A 23,499-nucleotide genomic window follows, 5' to 3' on the forward strand; every position below is an offset into this window, starting at 1 on the left:
TTGTGGAGCATGCCTGCCTGAATTCTCTTCGCAACAAAACCCGCTTCGTAAGCAGACACTTAGTTTTGTGGAGCGCCTGCTTCGGTCTTACAGCCCGGCTGTCTTCGCCACAATAAATTTATGTCTCTAATCATACAGGATTATAAAGGAATACGAAAGCGGAAGAAGCAGAATACAGCTCTTTTGGAAGATAGATATTTATAATACGGTACGGTCGGGGAGTTGGAGGGCTGCGAAACATCTCATAGAGATCTCACAGTAAAGGAAAGAGCATGAAACAATGTTTAACACAATGGCTGTGGTATAAACAGCGATGACTACGCTTAAAAACAGTAATTACAAGTACGTGCTTAGCCAAGTTGCTGGAACAGCCCTGTTATTACTAGCGAAAACTGTATCAGTAACAGGAAACAAGGATTTCAGTGTGATCTAATTATCTTTTTTTCATAAAACGGCTTTTCAAAGTAATCTGTGTAAATAACTAAGGAATTACTTCCTTAGAGGGAACAGAATTCTCTTTAAGTGCAGCCTATATTCTGCAAAGAGATTCAGAAATCCATAAAAAGGGCGAAACTACGCGGTTTCCCCCCTGCCTGGAGCACCAAAAAAGCCAAAAAAAAAGAAACACCCTAGCAGCTTAAAAAGCTGATTCGGCGGCGGACGTATGAAAAGGAGTTCTTCCCGGTCATACGTCCGCCGAGGTGTTTCTAAAATGATGTCGGCTTAGCTGTATTATAACAGGGGTTTGAAGGTGTCTCTGTGACCGACATCACATCAAACCCCAAGTCTCACATTTTTTCCAAAAGAATGCGCGAACCCCCGCCTCCCTGCTCGGCAGGAACAACAATCAGCTTACGCGGCAGCCGTGCCCTAAGCTCGGGAACATGGCTGATGATGCCGACGGCCAGCTGATCATTATGCAATCTTTCAAGAGAAGTAATGACGGTATCCAGCAGGTCCGGATCAAGTGTGCCGAAACCTTCATCCAGGAAGAAGAATTGCAGCGGATACTGCCCCCGCAGCTGGATCTGTGCCGATAAGGCAAGCGCCAGCGAGAGTGAGGTCAGGAACGTCTCGCCGCCGGACAACGTGGAGACAGGACGTCTCACGCCTCCGTTCCCGTCATCGCGGATAACAAAGCCGCCTCCCGAATCGACCTCCAGCGCATACCGCTGCTTGCTCAGGAAGCGCAGCCGCTGTGACGCGGCCTGGCATACCTGCATCAGCTGTTCCTCAGCGATATATTCAACGAAAGCATTACCGCGCAGCACAGCCTGCAGCTTGGCTAAGTGGTCCTGGAGTGCAGCATGCTCCACCCGCTGGCCCTCAAGCTCCATCCAGCGTACATGACGGTGTTGCAAATCTTCCAGATCGCGCTCGGCGCGCGCCCGGTGCTGCAGCGACTCCTCATCGTCCTCTTTACATCGCTGCAGGGCATTCTGACTCTCCAGCCACTCCTCGCTGCTGAGCACAGCACCCTGCAGCTTGTCCTCAATGCTTCGCAGCTGCAGGTTCACCTCCGCCTCAGCCTCGCGATGACTCCGCACATGTGCAGCGGCGGCACTCCGTTCTTCCGGCGGCAAAGCTGCCGCTTCCACCTCGGAGGCCGAGCCAAACGGAGAAGACTGCAGGCTCTCTTCCCAGCGGGAAGCAGCCTCAGTGTAGTGCTCGTGAGCTGATTCTGCCGCCTGCCGGGCAATGGCAGCTTCCTTCAGCTCATGCTGTGCCTTCTCCGAAGCCTGGCGGTGACTCTGCCTGCTGTTCTCCAGCTCAGACTGCAGCTTCTGCAGCTTCTGCTCACATTCCGCAAGTAGACCAGCCGCAGGACGGCCGCCTGTCCACTGATGCAGGCGCTGCTCTTTCTCTCGCTCCAGGGCTTCTTTACCTTCCAGCTGTGCGTGTAAATGAGTCAGCTCCTTATCCAGACCCGCGATTTCTTCCTGAAGCCCCTGTACAGCCGAGCTCTTCTCCTCCAGGAATTTCACGCTAATCTCCAGCCGTCCTCTGATCTCTTCGGACTGCTCATCCTTGGCCAGCATCGCGCGGTAGGCATCCTCTGCTTCATGCAGCGCCAGCTCGGGGAACAGCGCGGTCCATTCCTGGCGCAAGACACCTAACCGGACATTCAGTTCCTCCGCCTTGGATGCAAGCCCCTGTACCCATGCAGATTCAGCCTGCACAGCTGCGGCCTCCTTATGGCATAGCTGCTGCTGCTCCTGCATGACCCGCTGCCACTCTAGCGCACTGCTGCGCAGCCCGCCGGAACGGGCTTTGCCTTCAGTCAGCCTGGACTCCAGCTCATCCAGCAGATTCTCACCCGGCACCTCCACAAGGGATTGCACAGACCCGGCACCCGCAGCGCCGCTCTGCTCCAGAGCCACAGCCGCCGGAGATTCCGCCGGACTGCCTTGCATGCCTGCTCCGTAGACCTGCTCCAGCCATGCCGCGTCCTGCTCCAGCAGGCTGTGAAACAGGTGGCGCGTCTCCAGCGCCCGTCTTGCCAGCAGGCGGACCTGCTGGAGCCTGCCCTCCAGCTCTTCCCGTTCGCCGCCGTCCTGGGAGGACGCAGGCGAAGGATGGTGGGGGCTGCCGCAGACCGGGCAAGGCAGCCCTTCCTGGAGCTCACCGGCAAGCGCAAGCGAGAGCCGGTGAAGCTCCTGATCTTTGAGCGCGGCTTCCAGCGCGCCGCCGTGCTGCTCCAGGCGCACGGCGGCCTCTCCTGCGGCGGCTTCCGCAGCCCGCAGGTCCTCCAAGTGCAGTGCGGCTGCGGCGACAAGCCCGCCGCGCTGCGCTGCCAGCTCCTGCCGCCGGATCTCGGCGGCGGCAGCACGCGCTTCGGCCGCTGCGAGCACCGCCGCGCGGCCCTGGCGCTCACGCTCAGCCGAGTCCCATTGGGTCTCGGCTGAGCGCAGCCCCTGCAGTCTCTGCATCGCTTCCTGCAGAGACTGCCGCTCCTGGGAGCGGACGGCTAGCGGCTGCAGGCTCTGCTGCAGCTCCTGCTGCTTCTTTTGGCCGCGGGCCAAAAGCTCCCGCTCCCGGGCCATGCGCTCCTGCGAGGCGGCCAGCCCGCCGGAGGCCGCATCACGGCGCGCCAGCACCTCGGCGCGCTCCCGCCGCAGCCCGCCGAGCTCGGCTTCGAGCTCGAGCGCACGGCGGTAGGTGTCGGCCCCCTGCCGGAGGGCCGGCTCCTCCGCCAGCAGCGCAGCCTGCGCCGCAGCTTCGGCCGCGGCAAGCCCCGCCGCTTCCCGCTCGGCGGAAGCGGCCAGAGTCTCCTGGCCCTCCGCCCGGGCCAGCCGGCTCTTCCAGGCAGCCTCCGCACTGCGCCAGGCATTCAGCGCGGGCAGCCGCTGCTCGGCTTCATCGGCCTTGCCGAGCTTCCGCTCCAGGAGGAGGATGCTCTCCTCCTGGGCCAGCAGTGCCTGCCGCTTCGCCTCGCGGCGGGAACGATCCTCCTGCAGCTCGCGGATCTTCGCGAAGCGCTCGGAGCGCTGCTGGGCCGCCTCCAGCAGCTTGCGGCATTCCGCCGCGCGCCGGACCGCTTCCTGCAGCCGTACTGCCGCTGCCTCGACATCCGCTTTACCGGCGCTGCCCAGCCCCTGCTGCTCCGCCTCCAGCGCTCGCAGCGCCGCCTCATTGTCCTTGACCTTGCGGCTGAGCTTAAGAGCCAGCTGATCCCCGTATTGCTCCAGATGAAAGAGCCGCTGGAGCATCTGTCTGCGGTCCACACCCCGCAGCGAGAGGAATTCAGCGAATTTACCCTGCGGCAGCACTACCGCCCGGGTAAAGTCATCCATTTTGAGTCCGATATGTTCCTCTACACAACGGGTAACGTCAGCCAGCTTGTCAGCCATGACATGGTCGCCGTCCTCAGTGATTTGGATAAATCGGCTAATGGTATTGCTGACCGACTGTTCTCCGGTCCGCTTGAATTTCCGTTCCACCCTGTAGCGGCTGGGACCTGCCGAGGAAGTAAGCTCGAAGGTAAAGGCTACGCTGAGCTGGTCTTCGGAGTGATTCATAATGCCCTGCGTGCCGTTGACGGCGCGCTCCACCTTGCCGTACATCGCCAGCGTAATGGCATCCAGCAGGCTGGACTTGCCGCTGCCCGTCGGGCCGAAGATTCCGAACAGCCCTGTTTCGGTCAGGCTGGCAAAATCAATCTCTTGCGGTTCCCTGTAACTCTGAAGCCCCGAGAGCTTCAATAGAATCGGCTTCAAGCTAGTTCACCTCCCCTTCCTCCGGCTGCCGCCGGTCCTCTTCTTCCGCCAGTTCCAGGAAGAGCTTAATCAGGCTGTCCTCCGGCTCCGCTCCCCCGGTCTGCCGCTGGTAGAATTTGCGGAACAGCTCCTGCACGGGCATGCGTGAGCGGGAGATCTCTTCAAGCTCAAGCTCCATCTGCGGATAAACCGGGCGGATATGTATAATCCCTTCCCGTGATTTGCGCAGCCGCTGAATATCATTCATGGACATCGCTTCCGTCAGGCGCAGCTCCAGATCTATAAAGGCTGAAGCGTCCCGGCCTTCATCCAGCCAGCGGTAAACCTCCTCCAGCCCTCCCGAGGACCTCCAGTTCACCAGCGGACGGCCGCAGCGGAGATAGATTTCCTCGAAGACCGGCTCTCCGCCGGGAACGACATCTACCATCGTTACCGACTTCGCCTGTCCGGCTTCGGAGAAGCTATAAGCCAGAGGCGAGCCGCTGTAACGGATCATCCCGTCACCTTTGACCCGCTGGGCGCGGTGCAAATGTCCAAGTGCCGTATACTGTGCCCCGCAGGACAAAGCAGACGGATCTACGGTATACGCTCCGCCAACCTGAATCGGACGCTCTGAATCGCTCTCCACTCCGCCAAGCACATAAATATGGCTCATCGCAAGATTTACGGTCTGCGGTGTGAATTCCCGGCCCAGCAGCTTCATCAGCTTGCCTACCCGGGCGCTGTAGGCGAGCCGGAGCTCATCCTCACCGCTCTCCCCGGCAAGCAGTTCGCCGAGCCGGGCTTCTGAGGGATAAGGGAGCGCAGCGATTTTGGCGGTTTCGCCTGTCCGGACTGCATGCACCGTTACCGGCAATGAAGTCGGCATACCCACAAGGGTAATGCCTTGTCTGAGCACGAGCGGGGAAACCGAAGCTACGCGTTCCGGCTGGTCATGATTGCCGGAGATGACGACCAGCGGCCTGCCGCCTGCCGTCAGTCTTGCAGCAGCATCATAGAACAGCTGCTCCGCCGCCGCCGGAGGATTCACCGAATCATAGACATCTCCAGCCATCAGAATAAGATCCGCCTGTGCAGAGTCGGCAATCTCCACCAGCTCATCGATGAACTGCTCCTGCTCCTTCTGCCGGCTCCGTCCTTCCAGCGTCCGTCCCAAGTGCCAGTCGCCTGTATGCAATATGCGCATTTCCGCCCTCTTTTCCCCGCCCATCATGCGGCATTCATAGATTCATAGATTTTGTACCTATATAGATTAAACTTATAATTTTTCTATTTTGGGGATTAGCCGTGACTACAGAGAATATTTGGGCTTCCGGCCGCTGTTAGGTTTGGATTTCCTTGAATTTAACTGCTTATCGCAGTAGAAATCCAAACCTAAAGGCGGACGCTACCGCTCCTCCAGCTCCAAAATTCCCCTCCGCCACTTTCCCCCTATTGTATATTTTCAAGTTCAATCTATATAATGTGAAAACTAGCATTGATGCCTTATAACAGAAGGAATCATGGCTTAAAACAAATAAATATCGGTTATGAGACTGCACTTTGTGCAATAGAATCCTTATCAAACTGAGACAAAATGCTTTCTGTTGTACTCCGTACAATAGAATTCAGAATTATAGTACAAAATCGCCTAACCCTCAAGATTCTAGTGCACAACATACAATAAATTCAATTCCCGAACGGAGTTAGGGGGCTATCTGCTGCACAAAGTGCAATAGAACACGCCCGCACCCAGCAGAACCCCAAGGGGATTCGGCTCAGTGCAGGCAGCTGCTCATTCATCAGGGGCAGTCATTCTATTTCACATTCAAAAAAATAGATTTATAGTTTCACGGCATGTCCGCCGTCGAAAAAGTACAGCCAAATCTCGCTGACCGGCTCGCCTAATATATCATACAGCGCTTTGCTGTACAGCTCGAGCTGGAACCGGTATTTCTCTTTCAGCGTCTCCACTCCGCCTTGGTGCTCCAGCACGGCATCTGTCTTGTAATCCAGCAGAATCAGCCGCCCCTCCTCGCGGAACAGGCAGTCAATAACCCCCTGGATCAGTACAGCTTCGCTAAGAGCACCGCCGTTTACGGCTGACAGCCCTTCAGCCTCATCGTAATAATCAAGTCCCTGATACGCTTCACCAGCCGGAACCATGTAACTGAACGGCTGCTCTCTGCGCTTCCATTCGGCGTGAAGCAGTCTGTGTCCCAGTTCACTGGCATAAAAGGCTTCTACTTCACCGAGGTCTACCGCCTCCGCCTGCTCTTCGCTGAGAATAGCCACCCGGGTTAGTTCGGCCAGTGAGGCTACCAGTATTGTACGGTCGACAGGCCCCTCCAAGGGGATATGCTGCATTACCGTATGGTAGGCCGTTCCGCGTTCCGTACTGGACAACCCCCGCTTCTCCATGAATTTGGGACGCCGCAGATGAAGGCTCTCGGTACGGGCCGCATTGCCTTGCCGTTTATGTCCTTTCACGGCTGCGACCGGAACCCCCTCCTCCAGCAAGTCATAGGACGGCTGCTCCTGCAGCGACAGCATCGCCTTCAGCTCTGTTACCGAGGTTTTGGCCGGAATGGCGGAAGCCGCAGCCAGCGGATACTGCCATTCCAGTCTGGCGGCAATCTCCGGAGCGGCTGCTGTTCCGTAGGCAGACACGGGTTTACCCTTGCGCAGGGCTTCGAGCACCAGCCGCTTCTCCTCGTTCTTCGCCGTGTTATCTTCACCGGCCAGAAAAGCGCCTGAACCCAGTCCGGCAGCGTCCTGCACCGAGATGCTCCAGTTGGAGCTGTCGTTATGCAGCACAGTAGATCCGGTGCCTTCCGCCCCGGCCAGCTTGCGTAACATGGCCGCGCCGGGATGCCGGATCAGCGCAGGTCCTACCCAATCCAGGTAGCTGCGTCCCCTGGCCAGCAGATGGTCAGGCAGCAGCAGCTCCTCGCGGTTCTGCGTACTGGTCCAAGCGGACACGGCACGCGGCACATCTCTTAGCGTGCCTACGAGAATCATTTTATCCCGCGGCCGGGTTAAGCCCACATACAGCACCCGCATCTCTTCAGCCAGCAGTTCCAGTCGTGATCGGCGGTTAATGGCTAGGTAAGGGAGAGTCGGATAGCTGACTCTAGTCTCCCGTTCCACAAAACGCGGTCCGAAACCAAGCTCCTTATGCATGAGGAACGGAGAATACAGGTCCTGGCGGTTGAAGGGCTTAGCCATTCCGGCCAAAAAGACTACCGGGAATTCCAGCCCCTTGGATTTGTGTATTGTCATAATCCTTACTCCGCCCGCTTCTTCACCGCTTCCTCCGGCAACCCCGAGGTCGCCCCCGTTCTCTCTCAGCCGGTTAATAAAGACGAGAAAACGGAACAATCCGCGTGCCGAGGTGTCGTTCTCGAATTGTACAGCCCGGTCATACAGCGCTTTGAGGTTGTTCTGGCGCTGGAATCCGCCCGGCAGTCCGCCGACCCATTCCAGATATCCGCTCTCTCCGTATATCCGCCAGATTAATGTGCTGAGGCTGCCCTGCCGTGCCGCATTCCTCCAGCTGTCCAGCTGTTCGAGGAAATGCAGCAGCTTCTCCCGCAGCCGCTGCGGAATCTGTTCAGCCGCAGCGGCTGCAGAACCTTCTCCGGAAAAAGACTCAAGGGATACGGCAGTCTCTGCTTCAACCCTATCTCTTCCGTACCTATATTCATCCGCAGCAGGATCCTCATCCCGCTCCAGTCCGGTAAAATAACCGGCTCCGCCGCTTCCCGCCCGCCGCTCCCCAGCAGCTGCCAGGAGAGCATCAAAGAAGGTACCGTTACTGCACAGGCGTACTGTGGCCAACTCCTCCTCGCTTAAGCCGACTACAGGCGAGCGGAGCACTCCGGCCAGCGGAATATCCTGACTCGGGTTGTCAACGATCTGCAGCAGAGAAAGTGCAATTTCCACTTCTGTCGCCTGAAAATACCCTTTGTTCTGATCGCCAAAGGCCGGAATGCCTTCCAGGCGCAGCTCTTCAATCATCAGCGGTGTCCAGATCCGGGCAGAGCGCAGCAAAATTACGATGTCACCATACACCACCGGACGCATGATGCGCAGCGATTTATCGTAAATCAGCAGGGGAGCACTGCCGGTCATCCCGGTCATCTGGGATATACGCCGGGCAATCGCCCGTGCTTCCAGCTGCGCCGTCTCGCTCTCGGCCGCTTCATTCTCCTGCGCCGGGAGCTCCCCGTCTTCTCCGGCTTCCTCGGTACGTCCGCTAGAGGCTCCCCGGTCGATGAGCAGCAGCTCAGGGGCAAAATAAGTATCCGGCCCCTTCTCTTCCGCCCCGGGAAAGTTCGCTCCGTATACCAGCTCTGCACGCTGGTCATAGCTGATTTCGGCAACCCTCTTGTCCATAATCTGCCGGAAAATCATATTAACGGCATTCACAACTTCCATCCGGCTGCGGAAATTGCGCGCCAGGTCAATAACCATGCCGCCCGAACCGCTATTCTCACCAGTCCTACCCTCAGCATTCATATCGGCCCCGTCATCCTCCGGCTCACCGTATCCTGCTGCGTTCACGGGACTGAAGCTGTTATATTTGTCCAGAAACAGCCCCGGCTCAGCCAGCCTGAACCGGTAAATGCTTTGCTTCATATCGCCGACCATAAATCGGTTGCCTGGTGATTCCCGGGAGATCAGCCGCACAATTTCCTCCTGTACGCTGTTCGTATCCTGATATTCATCCAGCAGCACTTCATCGAACTGGTCACGGTATTCCATTGCCGCATCCGATGGCAAGGAGCGGCCCGGCTGTGAGTCGGGATGGCGCAGGATTTGCAGGCAGTAATGCTCCAAATCACTGAAATCCACAAGCGCCCGGCCAGCCTTCTCTGCACGGTAGCGTTCGCCGAAGGCGATGACTGTCTCCGCCAGCTCCTGCATCAGCGGAGCTGCCTCATGCAGTTCAGCCAGATAAGAGGCGGCAGGACGGCCGAACAGCGATTTTTGCAGCTCAAGCAAGCTCTTTTTCACATTGTCGCGCAGTTCTTTAACCGTCTCCTGTAGTCCGGGGTCGGTTGAATCCTTCTTGCAGGCCTTCAGCTTGCCGAACGATATTTCCACAAAGATATCATACAGCTCTCCCCAGGGCCGTGAGGCCACCGCCTCCTGCAGTCCGCGTACCATGGCAAGATCTTCTGCCAGGCTGTCCGCATACGGCGCAGGGCCGCCGGGCTGCAGAGCGATGTCTCGTCCCTGTATCAGCTGGCTGGCCGCACCATCCAGCGTCAGCTTAGCTTCGGCGAGAATGCTCTGCACCCATGCCGTGTGTCCCAGACTCTCCGTGTCCGGGAGCGAAAAATCAGCTGCGGTATCCCGCAGCCACTCCGACGGCCAGGGATGGCTGCGGGCAAAATCATGCAGCCGCTGCACAAGAGAATGCACCGCATCGTCGCTGCGTTCCCCGCTGAACCAGTCAGCCAGCTTCACGAACACACTGTCTGTTCCGTCTTCGGAGATCTCCCCGTATTTCTCTTCCAGCAGTTCTTCCAGCAGTTCCTGACGCATCATCTCCGCCTCATGCTCATTCAGAATCCGGAATCCGGGATCTATCGGGATGAGCTGGTAATAGCGGCGGATGACCTCCAGACAGAAGGAGTGCAGCGTGGTAATGGATGCCCTGCCGAGGAGGGCGAGCTGGCGGCGCAAATGATCCGTATCTTCCCGTTCTTCCCCTGTTGCGCCTTCCGCCTCCTCCAGCTTCCGCTCCAGCGCTTCGCGGATCCGCTGGCGCATTTCCGAAGCCGCAGCTTTGGTGAACGTGGCGACGAGCAGCCGGTCTACACTGAATCCATTCTGGCTGTTACTGATTTTCCGGATAATCCGCTCCACCAGCACCGCTGTTTTGCCTGAGCCTGCCGCCGCCGCTACCAGAATTTCGTCGCCGCTGCCGGCTATGGCCCGCCACTGGTCATCACTCCAAAAACTGCCCTCCGGCTTCTCTTCGATTGTACTTCTAATAGTCACGGCTTCTCTCCTCCTTTGCGGGACAGCAGGTCCCAAATTGCGTCTTTGCCGGGTTTGCCCAGATTGTTGTACCCGTTACCCTCTACTGCCTCATCAAACTGGCATACCGGGCGGAACGAGCAAAAGGTGCAGGCCGTTTCCTGTTGAATCCGGTACGGCTGGATCGCCACATCACCTTCTGTAATGCGTGTCCCGATCTCGGTAATATTGGTTCGTACCGCAGACAGCAAATGCCCCCACTGTTCAGGTGTAGCGACAGATGCGCTGCTATAGAAGGTGCCGTCACTTTTCAGCGCTACCGGCACAATCGAGGAATGTCCTTTATCCAGTGTTGTATCCATCAGGGAGACTACCTCGCGGTCAGCGGTCAGCAGCCCTTTCATTTTGAATCGCTTAAGCAGCTCCTGCTCCGCCTGTTCCCGGTTCAGCCCGTTCGGTGAAGAGAGCAGCGGATCATGCACATGGAAATACAACGTTCCGGCCGGAAGCGCAGTTCTGCCCAGCCACTGCTCCGAGTAGGTGAGCAGCACGTCGAGATAAGTCAGCATCTGCAGCGACAGCCCGTAGTAGACTTCATGCAGCTTCAGGTCCTTCTGGCTGGACTTATAGTCGATAACCCGCAGCAGTACCCCCTGCTCGCTCTCGGCTTTGTCTACACGGTCTATCCGGCCCACAACCTCCATGACACAGCCGTTGGGCAGGGCTATTCTCAGCGGGGGAAGCTCTTTGCCCGGGCCAAAATCCAGCTCCAGCCCTGCTGGCTCAAAGCTGCCCCGGCGGGCATGCTCACCGAGGATAACCGAGGCGCGTCCAACAATGTTCTTCAGCTTGCGGGAAATGTATCCGTATCGCTTGGTGCTCATTAGAATTTCGCCCTGAAGCAGCGGGGACAGCTTGTCCACCGTAGCCCCGGCTTCGCGCCGGCATTCCTCTGCCGTCATACTGCCCCAGCCTCTGCCTTGCTCCTGCAGGCGTTTGGCCATATCACTCAGCGCAGCATGGAACAGCTGACCGATATCAGGCGCCTGGAGCTTATAGAGCTGGCGTTCCTTCAATCTCAGGCCGTAGGAAGCAAAATGCGAGAAGGAGCAGGCGACGAATTTCTCCATACGCGACACGCTGCCCCGCAGAGTTGAGCCTCCATATAACCTGAGGCTGGTATCCCGCCGCAGCGGAACCCCGCTGTTGCGGTAGAATAATGAGCCCAGCAGCCGCTCCAGCGGCAATCTCCGCTGCTTATCCCCGCTGATATACCAGTTGTAGACATCCCACCAAATTCCGGGAATCTCTACGCCCTGGCGCCATTGCCGCAGCTGCATAATCAGCATGCGCAGTGTCTGATCCCGCTGTCCGATAAAGCTAAGATGGAGGTTCTCACCCGCAGCAGCGTCCTCCGGAGACACGGCCGGCGGAAAACCGGACAGGGAACGCTCAGCCAGCGCTCCGGGGAACATGCCATGCAATTGGCGGATAATCTCGGACGGCAGCAGTACCTTACCTTCCTCATCTGCTGCTGCATAGCTGATCCACAGCCTGGTGCTGGCCGTTGTGAGCGCATTATAAATAAGGAAACGTTCGTCGAGCAGCTTGCGGGAAGCCCCGGGAGCCAGCTCCATACCGCTGTTCTCCAGCTGCAGCCGCTCACCCTCGGAGAGTATACCGTCCTCCTTGAACTGTGCGGGCACAACACCTTCATTAAAGCCAAGCAAAAAGGCATACTTCACGCCCGTAGTCCTGGTCCGGTCCATCGTTCCGACCAGCACCTGATCCAGCGCAGGCGGAACCAGCCCCATCCGGAGCTCGGCAAGTCCTGTCTCCAGCACTCCGGCGAACAGGTCAAACTCCAGCCGCTCACCGCCCATCATTTCGGCAATCTGGTCGAGCAAATCAAGCACCGCATCCCATAGCTGGCTGTGCTCACGGGCCAGCACTGGCTCTCCTTGCTCCAAAGCCGCTGCGCTTCGTTTCTCCAGCTTGTGCGCTGCCTCCGATTCTTGGAGTAGCAGATACACCGCTGTACACAGTTCCAGACCGCTACGGCTTTTCTTGACCCGTTTCTCAAACGCAGACAGCGGGCCTGTAATGGCCTCACGGCAGGCCTCCATTCTCGCCAGTAGCACTTCATCCACGACCCTGGCGCCCTCCAGCGACAGGCTCGGAATCCCCCGCCATGATTTGCCGTCGGTCCAGCGGTAGCCCTGAATGCCGCAGGCTAGCACGTAGTTCTCCAGCTGGTCCATATCCTCACGGGTCAGACTGCCGTCAAGCGGAAGCAGCAGTTCAGTCTTCACACAGCGGAACACATCCTCATAACGCCAGCGGCGTCGCACCACATCAAGCGCGGAGCGGATAAATTCCACCAGCGGGTGATGCAGCTCATTGGCCTTCTGGTCAAGAAAGAAGGGTACTCCGTAATCTTCAAACAAAGGGGCAACCAGCGACTCGTAATCGCCGATGTTCCGCATAAACACGGCCATCTCACCATATTTCGCCCCGTCCTCACGCGCCAGGCGGAGCATCTCCCGGAGTGCGCTCTCAACCTCTGTCCGGCGTGAGGAGGCAGCACTGATGGTGATCGCTTCCCTGGCCTGTGCAGCTTCTCCGCTCCAGCGTGCCCGCCGTCCGAAGCCCCGCTCCAGATGGGCCAGGGCAGGACTGTCCGCGAAACGCGGCAGCACCTGCGGAGCCAGCACCTCGTCCCACACCTCAAGACCCGCCTCTTCCGCCATCCCGCGCAGCTTGATATAAGTCACAGCCGCCGGATGAAACAGCTCCAGTTCATGAGGCTGCAGTCCGGAGGCATAAATCCGGTCCAGGGTCAGTGCTATTGTTACCTTAGAGGCATGCAGCATTAACTCACGCAGCACTACAAATTCCTGGGGGGTAAAACCATGGAAGCCATCCACCCAGATCTCAGCGCCGCGGACATACGAGGAATCCTGAATATGCTCGGCAAGCTCGGCCAGACGGTCCTCTTCATCGATATACAGCCGGAACATTTCCTGCTCCAAATCGCTGAATACCAGCTGCAGATCATCCAGCTTGCCTGCCAGAATAGGGCTTGTTATTGGCGACTGCCTGATGCCGGACAACTGCTCTTCCAGATCCGCAGCCCCCAGACAGCACCGCTTCATTTCTGTGTGCAGGCTGCTTAACCGCTCGACGAAACCGGGCCTGTCGCTGGACGCGCCAAACAGCTTCAGCTCATCCTTGCGGCGGCTGATGATTTTGTAGATCAGCATTTTTTTGCCTTCCTCGCTGATCGGCAGACTGGCGCTGCCACCCGTCTCCTGCTTTACCCGGTAGGCAAGCCGCGAGAAGCTGAGCGTCTGGGCGCGGATGCTGCCCTTCACTTTCCCGCTGCTCAGAAGCCCCCGTTCCGCCCCGAATGAGCCCTGCTCAGGCACAAGCACAATAATCGGCGCTCCCAGCGGCTCCGATTCCAGCCGGGAGGAGACCTCTTCCCATATTTTTGTTGTCTTGCCGCTGCCCGAGCGGCCGATCAAAAAGTTTACCGTCATTGCAGTAGACTCCTTCCGTGGCGGAGATGGGGTGAATCCATAACAACACAAGGTGTTGCATTCGTCCCAACATTATAGCATATCTCTACCCCACGGAACAGAACGTACGTTTGCCATTGTTTTCAAATCTCAATATTTACCTGTAGAAAACGCAAAAAGAGCCTGACCGCCTTACGGTGTCATTCCCTTTGTGCTTGCTCATATTTCCAGTCTATTGCAATCCTGTTAAGCCTGGCGCTGGTTACCGGAGTGTTTGGATCATAATAAAGTCGGTTTGTTCTTCATCACCCATATAAAAAGAGTGGGCTCCCATTTGAACAAACCCCATTTTTTTATAAAAGGCAATCGCATTTTCGTTCTTGTCCCATACGCCTAACCAAATACTCTCCAGTTGATGTTCTATAGCAATTTCCTTAGCTTTATTAAGCATATATCTGCCAAGACCATGTTTTTGGAAGGTGTTTTTTATATAAATCCTCTCGATTTCAAGAGATTCCTCACCCATTTCTTCAGTCTGGGCCCCATTCGTATTAACCTTTAGATAGCCGGCGAGCTCATGATTCAAAAAAACAAAAAAGAATTGTGAAAAGCGGTTGGATAATTCCTTTTCCAGTTGATTTAAGTTAAATGCCCTTTCCAGATAGGCCTGCATATTATCCGGTGAATTCTGATGCTTGAAAGTATCATTAAAGGTTTCATAACTTAACTTTTGAAGGTTGTGTAAATCAGCAAGGGTACACTTTTTAACCTCTATGGTCATTCAATAGAACACTCCTTTGTATTATCAATAATCTCTCTTGTTTCCCTTTTTTACATATTCCCAGTCTTTCTCCACATTTTTTCTTACTCTTTGAAGAAATCCGGCCATGGCTTCGGCTTCACTGTCGGAGAAACCCGCTAATGCAACGAGGTTTGAATAATCATTTTCTCTTTTTATAAAAGGATATACCTGTTGTCCCTGTGCTGTCGGATAAAGTTTTTTAATTTTGAGGTTATGCTCATCCGCTTTCTTTTCAATAAAACCGTTCATTTCAAGTTTTTTTATCGCACGGGCTGCTGTTGTCCGGTCTGCTTTTATCATCTCGGCTAACTTTTCTTGAATGATCCCCGGGTTCTCACAAATGCGAACCAGGTACAAATACTGCCCTTTAGTAAGGTCATATTCTTTGAATTCTATATTACTTATCGAATCTAAGGCCCTTGCTATCATTCCAATTTCCCGAAGAATTTCCTTCATAGTAGAACTCCTTAGTACAGATTTTTGTTGCAAATACAATAAAAATTCCCTGAACTAAATTTACTCTAATTTTGTTGTATTTACAACAAACTAATAGAGTTATAGTAAAAAAAGAGCCTCCGCTTCCGGAGACTCTTGTCTACCCAGCCTTACGGCTGCATTATTTCTTGCTGGTCACTTCAAAAATCGCAAATTTCAGGTAATGTCCTTCGTCCACACCGAGGATTTGCGGATGATCCTTGCCTGCGGCCCGCCATTCAATCAGTCTCAGTACTTTACCCGCATCCTTCGCCGCTTCAGCAATGGTATCCAGGAACAGCTGCGGCTGCATATGGTACGAGCAGCTTGCCGTTACCAGGTATCCGCCCTCGTTGACAAGCTTCATGCCGTGCAGGTTGATATCCTTGTAACCGCGGCAGGCTCCTGCTACAGCGCTTTTGGTTTTGGCAAACGCAGGCGGGTCAAGAATGACGACATCCCAGGTGCGCCCGCCGCCGGCTGTCATCGGCTTCGCTGTATCTGTTTTGGCCGCCGGCTTACCGCCGGACTTGGCTTCCCCTGTACCCGTTGCCCGCTCAGAACGCTCTTCCAAGCCTTTTACCTGATTGCGCAGAAAAGCAAAAGCATCATCTACGACAAACTCCACGCGGTCCGTGAATCCGTTCAGCTCCACGTTCGCTTTGGCGCTCTCAATCGCATGCGCGGAAACATCCAGGCAGGTTACCTTTTTCGCACCGTATTTGCAGGCATGCAGCGTGAAGCTGCCCGTATGCGCGAAGCATTCCAGCACTGTCGCCCCGTCCCAGTATGGGAAGGTGACCGGCTTACCGCTTTTATTGACCGGAAGAGTCTTCATGTCCCCGTCTTCCGTCTCTACTTCCTGCAGCGTAATTCCGCTGCGTCCGCCCCAGCCCTTGATCAGCGGAGCAATAGAAGCCCGGTTCTCGCGCTGATCGAAGAAATAACCGGTCTTCTGTCCTTCTTCGATATCGACGATGACCTTCAGACCATTCTCGCTTACCGTAATGTGGCGCGGGCACTCCCCGTACAATACGCCGGTTCTTTGCTCCAGTCCCTCCAGTTCGCGTACAGAAACATCGCTGCGTTCATAAATGCCGCGCGGAGCCATTACCTGCACCAGCGCCTCCACAATCTCGGTACGGCACTTGTCCATGCCCAGTGTCAGCAGCTGCACGACCAGAATCTCGCCGAACCGGTCAATGATCAGACCCGGCAGAAAATCTGCTTCCCCATAGACGAAGCGGTACGCATCTGCTCCCGGCAGAAACCGTTCCCTATGCTGCAGACAGCTCGTAAACCGTTCGATAAAGAATGCCGTATCCATTGCCGCCAGCGGGGCCTGGGATACAATTCGTACCCGGATCTGCGAAGCCGGATTGTAATAACCTGCCGCGAGAAAGCGTCCTTGATGTGTAAGCACATCCACCAAAGCGCCGGCCTGTGGATCTCCGTCCACTGAGGCTACCTCGCTGGCGTACACCCACGGGTGGCCCTGTTCCAGTCTTTTTTTGCGGTTTCGTTCCAGAATAACCGATGCCAATGACTTCAACTCCCTGTTCTTGTTGATGATTTCATACATGTCCACTGCAATGCATTCATATATTGGTGTACAACCCCCGTTCAAAGGAGCCTGTCCTTATGATCCGTGACCTGCTGTTCCCTGTTATATACGGCCTTGTAATTTTCCTTGCCGGCATGAAGGTGATGGAGGCCGCGCTGGCGAGGCTTGCCGGCCCTCTGCTTACGCGGAGCCTGTATAAAGCCACCTCCACACCCTTAAAAGGCCTGATCGCCAGCAGCCTGCTGTCGGCGCTGCTGCAGAGCAGCACTGCCGTTACGGTGCTGACCATCGGCATGGTCAATGCAGGGCTGCTAACCTATGCCCGCACGCTGGGCATCATTCTCGGCAGCAACATCGGCACCTGCCTGACCACCGAGCTGATCGGACTGCAGATCAGCTCGATGGCTGCGCCGCTGCTCACCGCGGCACTGTGCCTCTGGGCTGCGGCGGTCATGCTCGGCGAGCTCCCGCCCTTCTCCTGGCGGGCGGCCGAAGCCTGCCGCCGCATCTCCGGGCCGCTCCAGTTCATCAGCCTGGCGGTAGCCGGCTTTGCACTGGTGCTGTGGGGGATCGCTGTCATGCAGTCGATCGGCCCGGCTCTTCAGGCCAGCGGGCTGTTCCGCTGGTTCCTTGACCATGCGGCGACCAGCGCGCTGTGGGGTCTGGCTGCCGGAGCCTGCCTGACCGCTATGCTGCACAGCAGCGCGGCGGTCATTGGCATGGCAATGGGCCTTGCGGCTTCCGGCACAATGCCGCCCGAGCTGGGTATCGCCATTGTGCTCGGCGCGAACGTCGGCACCTGCGTCACCGCCGTCATCGCCGCCATCGGCGGATCGGCTTCCGGCAAGTTTGTTGCCGGATCGCATGTAGCGCTCAATGTCGGCGGCGCGCTGCTGTTCCTGCCCTTTATCGGGCCGCTCCAGAGCCTTTCCGCTGCGCTTGGCGGCGGCCCTGCCTCGCAGCTCGCCCATGCCCAGACGATCTTCAACGTCGTCTGCTCACTCGCGGTCCTGCCGCTGTGCTACCTGCCGCTCTGGTCCAGAATCGAACAGCGCCTCAGCCGCACATAAGTCTGCACAGAAGGCTTCCTGCCGGAAGCCTTCTTAATCGCCGTATTATTATACTTCAAACCGCCCTGCAATACTAATGGTTTCTCCAGTTTAAAAGATACTGTAGAACCTTGATCCATCGTAAAAGGTAACCACTGTCGATCCTGCAGCAATAGCCAGAATCATTCCTAAGGCGAGATAGTCACTTCGGGTGAATGGACGGCCCCGGTACCAGGTCCGTTTCCTGCCGTTGCCGAAGCCGCGCAGCTCCATCGCCGTGCTAATCCGCTCAATACTTGCCAGAATCAGCGGCAGCAGAATCGACACGATATTCCTCAGCCGTGCCGGCAGCTTCTCCTTTCGGGAAATATCAATCCCCCGGGCCTGCGCGGAGAAGGCGATATTCTCGTAATCCCGCTGAATGTCGGGAATATAGCGCAAAGCCAGCGATACGGAATAAGCGATTTTATAATGAACTCCGATCCGGTTTAGGGACGAGGCAAATTCACCGGGATCTGTCGTCAGCAGGAACAGCAGCGCCATCGGAATGACCACGGCATATTTCAGCGCGATATTGAACTGATAGAACAGCTGCTCAGCTGTTACAGTATATCTCCCTGCCAGATGAAAAAGATCGTGGCGTGTGCCGTAAATCCGCGTTCCCTCCAGCGGAGAGAAGATAAAGATCGCCAGTTGATTCAATAAGAAAAAGAGCAGAATGAAGTAGAGCACAAAGGCATAATCCTGAAATCGCACCCGCGAGATCCTGAAGATCACTAGACTGAATAGTAGCATCAGAATCAGGCACCGGGTATCATATGTAATCATTGCCGAAACCGACCAGACTGCAAACACAATCAGCTTCGTTGCCCCCGTCAGCCGGTGTACCGGTGAATTCTGATTCGTAAACGTCAGCATTTTGGCTTTCATCTGTGGCGGACCCTCCTGTCAAAAGCAATAAACCGGCGGACTAGCTCTTCCGGCTGTCCCACTCCCGCCTTTAACGCCAAGGTAAACAGCGAAGTTTCCTTCAGGTTGGCACGCTCTACCACGGCACGGTCCGTCAGAATCCGCTCCGGCCGGTCGTCGGCAAGCTTTTTCCCGTCCGCCAGTACGATGGTCCGCTGCGCATACTCCAGCATCAGGTGCATGTCATGCGTGATCATGATCACCGTAATTCCCCGGCTGTTCAAGCCCCGCAGAAATTCCATCATTTCATTGTAATGCCGGTAATCCTGCCCCGCGGTCGGTTCATCCAAAATGATCACCTCAGGCTCAAGCACTAGAATAGAAGCGATCGTAACCCGTTTCTTCTGCCCATAGCTGAGTGCAGAAACCGGCCATTCGCGGAATTCATGCAGCCCGCATACCTTAAGCACCTCGTGGACGCGTCCGCGAATGATGTCCTCCGGAATTCCGCGCAGCCTCAGCCCCAGTGCAATCTCGTCGTATATAAGCGTCTTGGAAATCATGTGATTGGGGTTCTGTGTGACAAAACCGATTTTCTCTGCCCGCTCCTTGATCGTATCCCGGCTGATATCCCGTCCGTTCAGCAGAATCGCTCCTGAGGACGGGCGGTAAATGCCGCAGATCAGCTTCGATACCGTCGACTTGCCGGCCCCGTTTCTCCCGGCGATCGCCAGCATTTCGCCCCGGTTAACGGTCAGCGACAGCCGGTGAAGCACCTCCGTATCCCGCTCGTAACCAAAGGAAACCTCTTTCAGTTCAAGCAGCGGGGAAGGCTCCAGAACCTCCGCTTCCTCCGCACAACTGTCCATCCATTGCTGAAGCCTGTCTGCATGTCCCTCCATCCGGAGCTGATCCAGATGCTGAGGCTGCATGTCTGGAGTAATCACAAGACCTGCATATTTGAGTGCCGTCAGATACAGCGGCTCCCGGAGGCCCGCTTCAGCCAGCAGACTGGAGCTTAGCAGCTCCGCCGCAGGCAGATCACCGGCAATTGCCCCGTCCTTCATCACAATAATCCGGTCCACCGGCCTGTGCAGCACCTCTTCCAGACGATGCTCAATAATAATTGCCGTTTTACCGGTTTCCCTCTGGAGCCGGTCAATCAGTTCAATCGTCTTGGTCCCGGTGTATGGATCTAAGCTGGCCAGCGGCTCGTCGAACAGCAAAATATCAACATTGCCGACTAGGACACCAGCGAGCATGGTTTTTTGCTTTTGTCCGCCGGACAGCTCCTGGGGTGAAGCAGCCAGCAGCTCGTGAATATCAACAGCTCTGGCCGCAGCCTCTACCCGCTCCGTCATCTCCAGCTGAGGCACTGCCCCGTTCTCCAGTACAAAGGCGATATCTTCACCAACAGTAAGGCCGACGAACTGGCCGTCCGGGTCCTGCAACACCGTTCCCGTTATTTCCGCTAATCCTGCGATGCTGAGTGCGCTCTGCTCCTGTCCCATAATCCGCAGGCTGCCGCTCATTTCTCCCGGGTAATAAAAGGGAATCAGCCCGTTGATGCAATGGGCCAGGGTGCTCTTGCCGGAACCGGAAGGGCCAACGATCAGCACCTTCTCCCCTTCGTTTATGCTCAAGGTTATTCCGCGCAGCGTCGGCTCCTGCTGAGCACGGTAGGTGAAGCTGAAATCCGTAAATTCAATAACCACTTTACTCATAATTGATCTTCCTTTTTCAGCTGTATCATGAATCTGTATTTTCTCTATTTCAACAGAAAAGCCGGTGATTGTCACCGGCTTTCTGTTAAATCCTATGTTAGTTCAGCTTTCTTAAGCTTCCCTGCCGGGTCCGGGTCTTAGCATAGGCTGCTGCGAGCAGTGTGCCAATGACCCCCACGGTTACAATATTTGCCGCTCCGGCGATCAGTCCTTGCGTAAACACCTTGTTCGCCGGCTCTGCATAAATGAGTATATCCAGCGTTGGTGCTACAGCGAACCAGGCAATGGCATTTGCTGCGATCTGGGCGAGATTGAACCGGATGATTTCTTTTCTGCCAAACTCCCCGTCCTGTATAGAGATTCCAGCCACAAGCAGGCCGATAATCAGCCCGACCAGCCCTGAGGAGATTACCCAGCTGAACCAGGGGGAACCGTAAAAAATGGCATCCTTCAGCGTGTGGCCGATCAATCCGATCAGCAGTCCGGCAACGGGTCCGTACAACAATGCGAACAATGCAAGCAGCGCATAAGTGGTCTCAATATTCGTATTCGGAATGCCGGGGGGAATTGAACCGAACCTTCCCAAAATTACGAATAATGCCGAACCGATTCCAACCGCTACAATCGTTCTGATAGATAATATATCTTTTTTGGCCACCTGCTTCATCTCCCTTATGTATTTTTAGGAATTATACATCGGTTTACTAGGGATTACTATAGATTTATTAAAAAAAGATCTGCGTAGCGCTGTAACAGCCGCTCTGCAGATCTTTATGTTGCTTATTTTACGGTAACGGATACCGTTACCGTTTTGTTGTTCCACTTGCCTTTAATTGACGTTGTTCCTTTGCTTACTGCTGTAATCGTTCCGGATGCATTCACCTTCGCCACAGATGGTTTGGAGCTTGTCCAGACTACACTTCCTGTGACATTGGCAGTTTTGCCGGTATCATATAGTGCCGTCACGACTACACTCTGGGAGGATCCGGCAGCAAGAGCAAGTTTAGACTCATTTACAGTAAGCTTGACCAGCTTAGGAACTACGGTGACTTTGACTGTAGCGGTAATGCCCTGGTATGAACCAGTCAACGTTGCCGTGCCTTCGGCCATAGCCTTAACCGATGTTCCCTTCACTGCAGCCACTTCCGGATTGGAGGATTCCCAGTCCATTCCGCCGGAGAAGTTCGCCGACTTGCCGTTAGCGAAAAACCCGGTTACTTTGATAGTTTTGGATGCTTTGACGTTCAATTCCAGTGTAGCAGGCTCTACAACCAGCTTCACAACCTTCTGCTCAATCGTTACCGGAATGCTGATGGTCTTGTTGGCATAGGTACCTTTGAGGGTAGCTGTACCTTTGGTCAAGCCTTTGATCACTTTGCCGCTAGCAATTTGTTTAATCACGGCATTCGTTCCGGTAACCTCCCAGGCAATCGTACCGGAGACATCAAGCTCGTCACCATTTTCGAGCACTGCGTTCACTGACGGCAGCGGCTGCTCTTCACCAATAACCAGTCCCAGTCCGTCTTCAGGCCCGATCAGGATCAGGACTTTGTTCAGGACTGTCACCTTCAGCTCGACGCTCTTCGCGCGCACTTCCGAGCCCGGCAAGGAGACATTGCCCTTCTTGATCTTGCCGGTAATGGTTACTGTCCCTGCTTTGACCGCAGCAAGCTTGCCGTCTTTAATCTCAGCGATCTCATTATTGGCAGAAGTCCATACGATTTCCGGGCTGATATCCAGCTTGGTACCGTCCAGCTTAGTGCCGCTTACTTTCGGCAGGGTAAGGGTATCGGATGTATACATTTCCTGCTCGGACTTCTCAAGTGTCAGATCCGTAATTGTCGGATACACAGTCACTTTGAGCGTCTTGCTGACACCCAGGTTCTCTGCTTTAATCACTGCCGATCCAACGGCTTTGGCGGTAACAGTCGCCGCGGCGGCATCTGCTGATGCTGTAGCATCCTTTGCCACCGTCACTGCCAGCTGATTGTCCGAAGTCCATGTTGCATCCGCAGACTGGTTCTGGGTTGAGTTAGCGGCATTTCTCATTTTCGCCATAACCTTCAGGCTTTCACCAAGGAAAAGAGTCTGGTCATCCGAAGGCGTCAATAGAATCGCCTCATAAGGAGAACGGACATATACATCCACTGCCTTGGATACCCCAAGGTAGCTTGCTTTAATTACTGTTTTTCCGGAAGCCAGCACGGTGATTGTTCCGGCTTTTACAGTTGCGACGCTCTCATTCGAGCTTGACCATTCGGCCAGACCCGTAACAGATTCTTCCTTACTGCTCTCCGTTGCTTGAGTCATAGCTGTCAATTCCACCGGGTCATCTCCGACCAGCAGTTCCAGCTCCTGGACAACGTCAGTGGCATCTTTCACTTTCAGTACAATCGCTGAATACGGCAGCCCTACCTCTGCTTTGAATGATGCAGTCAAGCCTTTGTATTTAGCCGTAATGGTGGCCGTTCCTTCTCCCACCAGTGTGATTTGTCCATCATCGACAGTCAGCACTCCCGCATTGGAACTGCTCCAGTCGGCATCGGCGGATACCTCCTTAACCGAAGTAGCCGATTCGCCGCCTGTTGCTTTAGCTTTGACCTGCAGCGTTTCTTCGCTGTCGCCTAATTTATAATTTCCGCCGGAGCTGTACTCCAGAGTTAATTCCTTATACGGATGGGTAACGGACACCTCAAGAGTGGCTACCGCATTGTTGTATGTAGCCGTGATCATCGCCGTACCGGTTGCTACCGGTTTGAGCAGGCCGTTGAGTACTGTGACAACATTAGTATTCGAGGATACCCAAGTCGAAGCAGCTGTTACATCCCTTTTAGAGGAGGACCCTTCCAGACTGGCATAGACTTTGATTTGTTTGGGTGTCTGTCCCACGGTAAGCTCTACTTTTGCCGAACTGTCGAAATCGATTGAGATGGTATCGCCTGTAGCTGCAAAGACGTTTACCGGAAAAGCTACGGCAGCGAGCAATATCATAATGAGGAGCATTTTCGTCATTTTCCTGTACACAGTCATCTATTCTCTCCTTAGGCAGTAAGTTTATCGGTGGTCAATTACCACACTCTTCCACTATATCGACAATTACGCCTGAAGTGTTTACTTAATTTTCAGTTTCGAATGAATTCGGGACTTTGTTACTATATAAAATGAACAAAAATATTAGAGTACAGGATCAGTCGCAACTCCGGTGAATATTTGGACTTCCGGCCGCTGTTGTCTTCAGATTTCTTGATTTTAACCGCTTTTAGCGGTAG

12 protein-coding genes are annotated in these 23,499 nt (G+C 55.3%); 1 reads left to right on the plus strand and 11 read right to left on the minus strand.

The window, feature by feature from the left end:
- Positions 1 to 788 precede the first annotated feature (788 nt).
- The 7 genes from L6H70_RS11100 to L6H70_RS11130 form a co-directional block, all read right to left on the minus strand.
- Entirely contained in the window at positions 789 to 4,217 is a 3,429-nt protein-coding gene (locus L6H70_RS11100) for an AAA family ATPase (RefSeq protein ID WP_236332736.1), read from the minus strand.
- A gap of 1 nt (position 4,218) precedes the next feature.
- Complete coding sequence (locus L6H70_RS11105; protein WP_236332739.1) at positions 4,219 to 5,403, minus strand: exonuclease SbcCD subunit D; 1,185 nt, start codon at positions 5,401 to 5,403, stop codon at positions 4,219 to 4,221.
- A gap of 635 nt (positions 5,404 to 6,038) precedes the next feature.
- Positions 6,039 to 10,208: a UvrD-helicase domain-containing protein gene (locus tag L6H70_RS11110; protein WP_236332741.1), complete on the minus strand. Its 4,170-nt coding sequence runs from the start codon at positions 10,206 to 10,208 to the stop codon at positions 6,039 to 6,041.
- Positions 10,205 to 13,729: a helicase-exonuclease AddAB subunit AddB gene (gene addB, locus L6H70_RS11115; protein ID WP_236332743.1), complete on the minus strand. Its 3,525-nt coding sequence runs from the start codon at positions 13,727 to 13,729 to the stop codon at positions 10,205 to 10,207. Before addB ends, L6H70_RS11110 begins: the two co-directional genes overlap by 4 nt.
- Positions 13,730 to 13,970: 241 nt before the next feature.
- Complete coding sequence (paiA, locus tag L6H70_RS11120) at positions 13,971 to 14,489, minus strand: spermidine/spermine N(1)-acetyltransferase (protein WP_236332745.1); 519 nt, start codon at positions 14,487 to 14,489, stop codon at positions 13,971 to 13,973.
- Positions 14,490 to 14,513: 24 nt separating this feature from the next.
- Complete coding sequence (locus L6H70_RS11125; protein WP_236332748.1) at positions 14,514 to 14,966, minus strand: MarR family winged helix-turn-helix transcriptional regulator; 453 nt, start codon at positions 14,964 to 14,966, stop codon at positions 14,514 to 14,516.
- Between the two features lie 160 nt (positions 14,967 to 15,126).
- Positions 15,127 to 16,527 carry a class I SAM-dependent rRNA methyltransferase gene (locus L6H70_RS11130; RefSeq protein ID WP_236333253.1) on the minus strand — a complete coding sequence of 467 codons (1,401 nt, stop codon included), beginning with the start codon at positions 16,525 to 16,527 and terminating at the stop codon, positions 15,127 to 15,129.
- Positions 16,528 to 16,625: 98 nt separating this feature from the next.
- Between L6H70_RS11130 and L6H70_RS11135 the strand changes: the two genes are divergently transcribed.
- A complete protein-coding gene (locus tag L6H70_RS11135; protein WP_236332750.1) occupies positions 16,626 to 17,618 on the plus strand; it encodes a Na/Pi cotransporter family protein in 993 nt (330 codons plus the stop codon).
- Positions 17,619 to 17,708: 90 nt separating this feature from the next.
- On the opposite strand, the gene L6H70_RS11140 is transcribed toward L6H70_RS11135, so the two are convergent.
- From L6H70_RS11140 to L6H70_RS11155, 4 genes are all read right to left on the minus strand, one after another.
- On the minus strand, positions 17,709 to 18,527 hold the full coding sequence (locus L6H70_RS11140) for an energy-coupling factor transporter transmembrane component T family protein (protein WP_236332752.1): 819 nt from the start codon (positions 18,525 to 18,527) through the stop codon (positions 17,709 to 17,711).
- Positions 18,524 to 20,230 carry an ABC transporter ATP-binding protein gene (locus tag L6H70_RS11145; protein ID WP_236332754.1) on the minus strand — a complete coding sequence of 569 codons (1,707 nt, stop codon included), beginning with the start codon at positions 20,228 to 20,230 and terminating at the stop codon, positions 18,524 to 18,526. Before L6H70_RS11145 ends, L6H70_RS11140 begins: the two co-directional genes overlap by 4 nt.
- Positions 20,231 to 20,327: 97 nt before the next feature.
- Positions 20,328 to 20,897: an ECF-type riboflavin transporter substrate-binding protein gene (locus L6H70_RS11150; RefSeq protein WP_236332756.1), complete on the minus strand. Its 570-nt coding sequence runs from the start codon at positions 20,895 to 20,897 to the stop codon at positions 20,328 to 20,330.
- A 113-nt stretch (positions 20,898 to 21,010) separates the two neighbouring features.
- A complete protein-coding gene (locus tag L6H70_RS11155) occupies positions 21,011 to 23,260 on the minus strand; it encodes an Ig-like domain-containing protein (RefSeq protein WP_236332758.1) in 2,250 nt (749 codons plus the stop codon).
- Between the last annotated feature and the right edge of the window lie 239 nt (positions 23,261 to 23,499).

Source organism: Paenibacillus auburnensis (assembly GCF_927798115.1).
In the GTDB taxonomy this organism is placed as follows: Bacteria; Bacillota; Bacilli; order Paenibacillales; family Paenibacillaceae; genus Paenibacillus_AQ; species Paenibacillus_AQ auburnensis.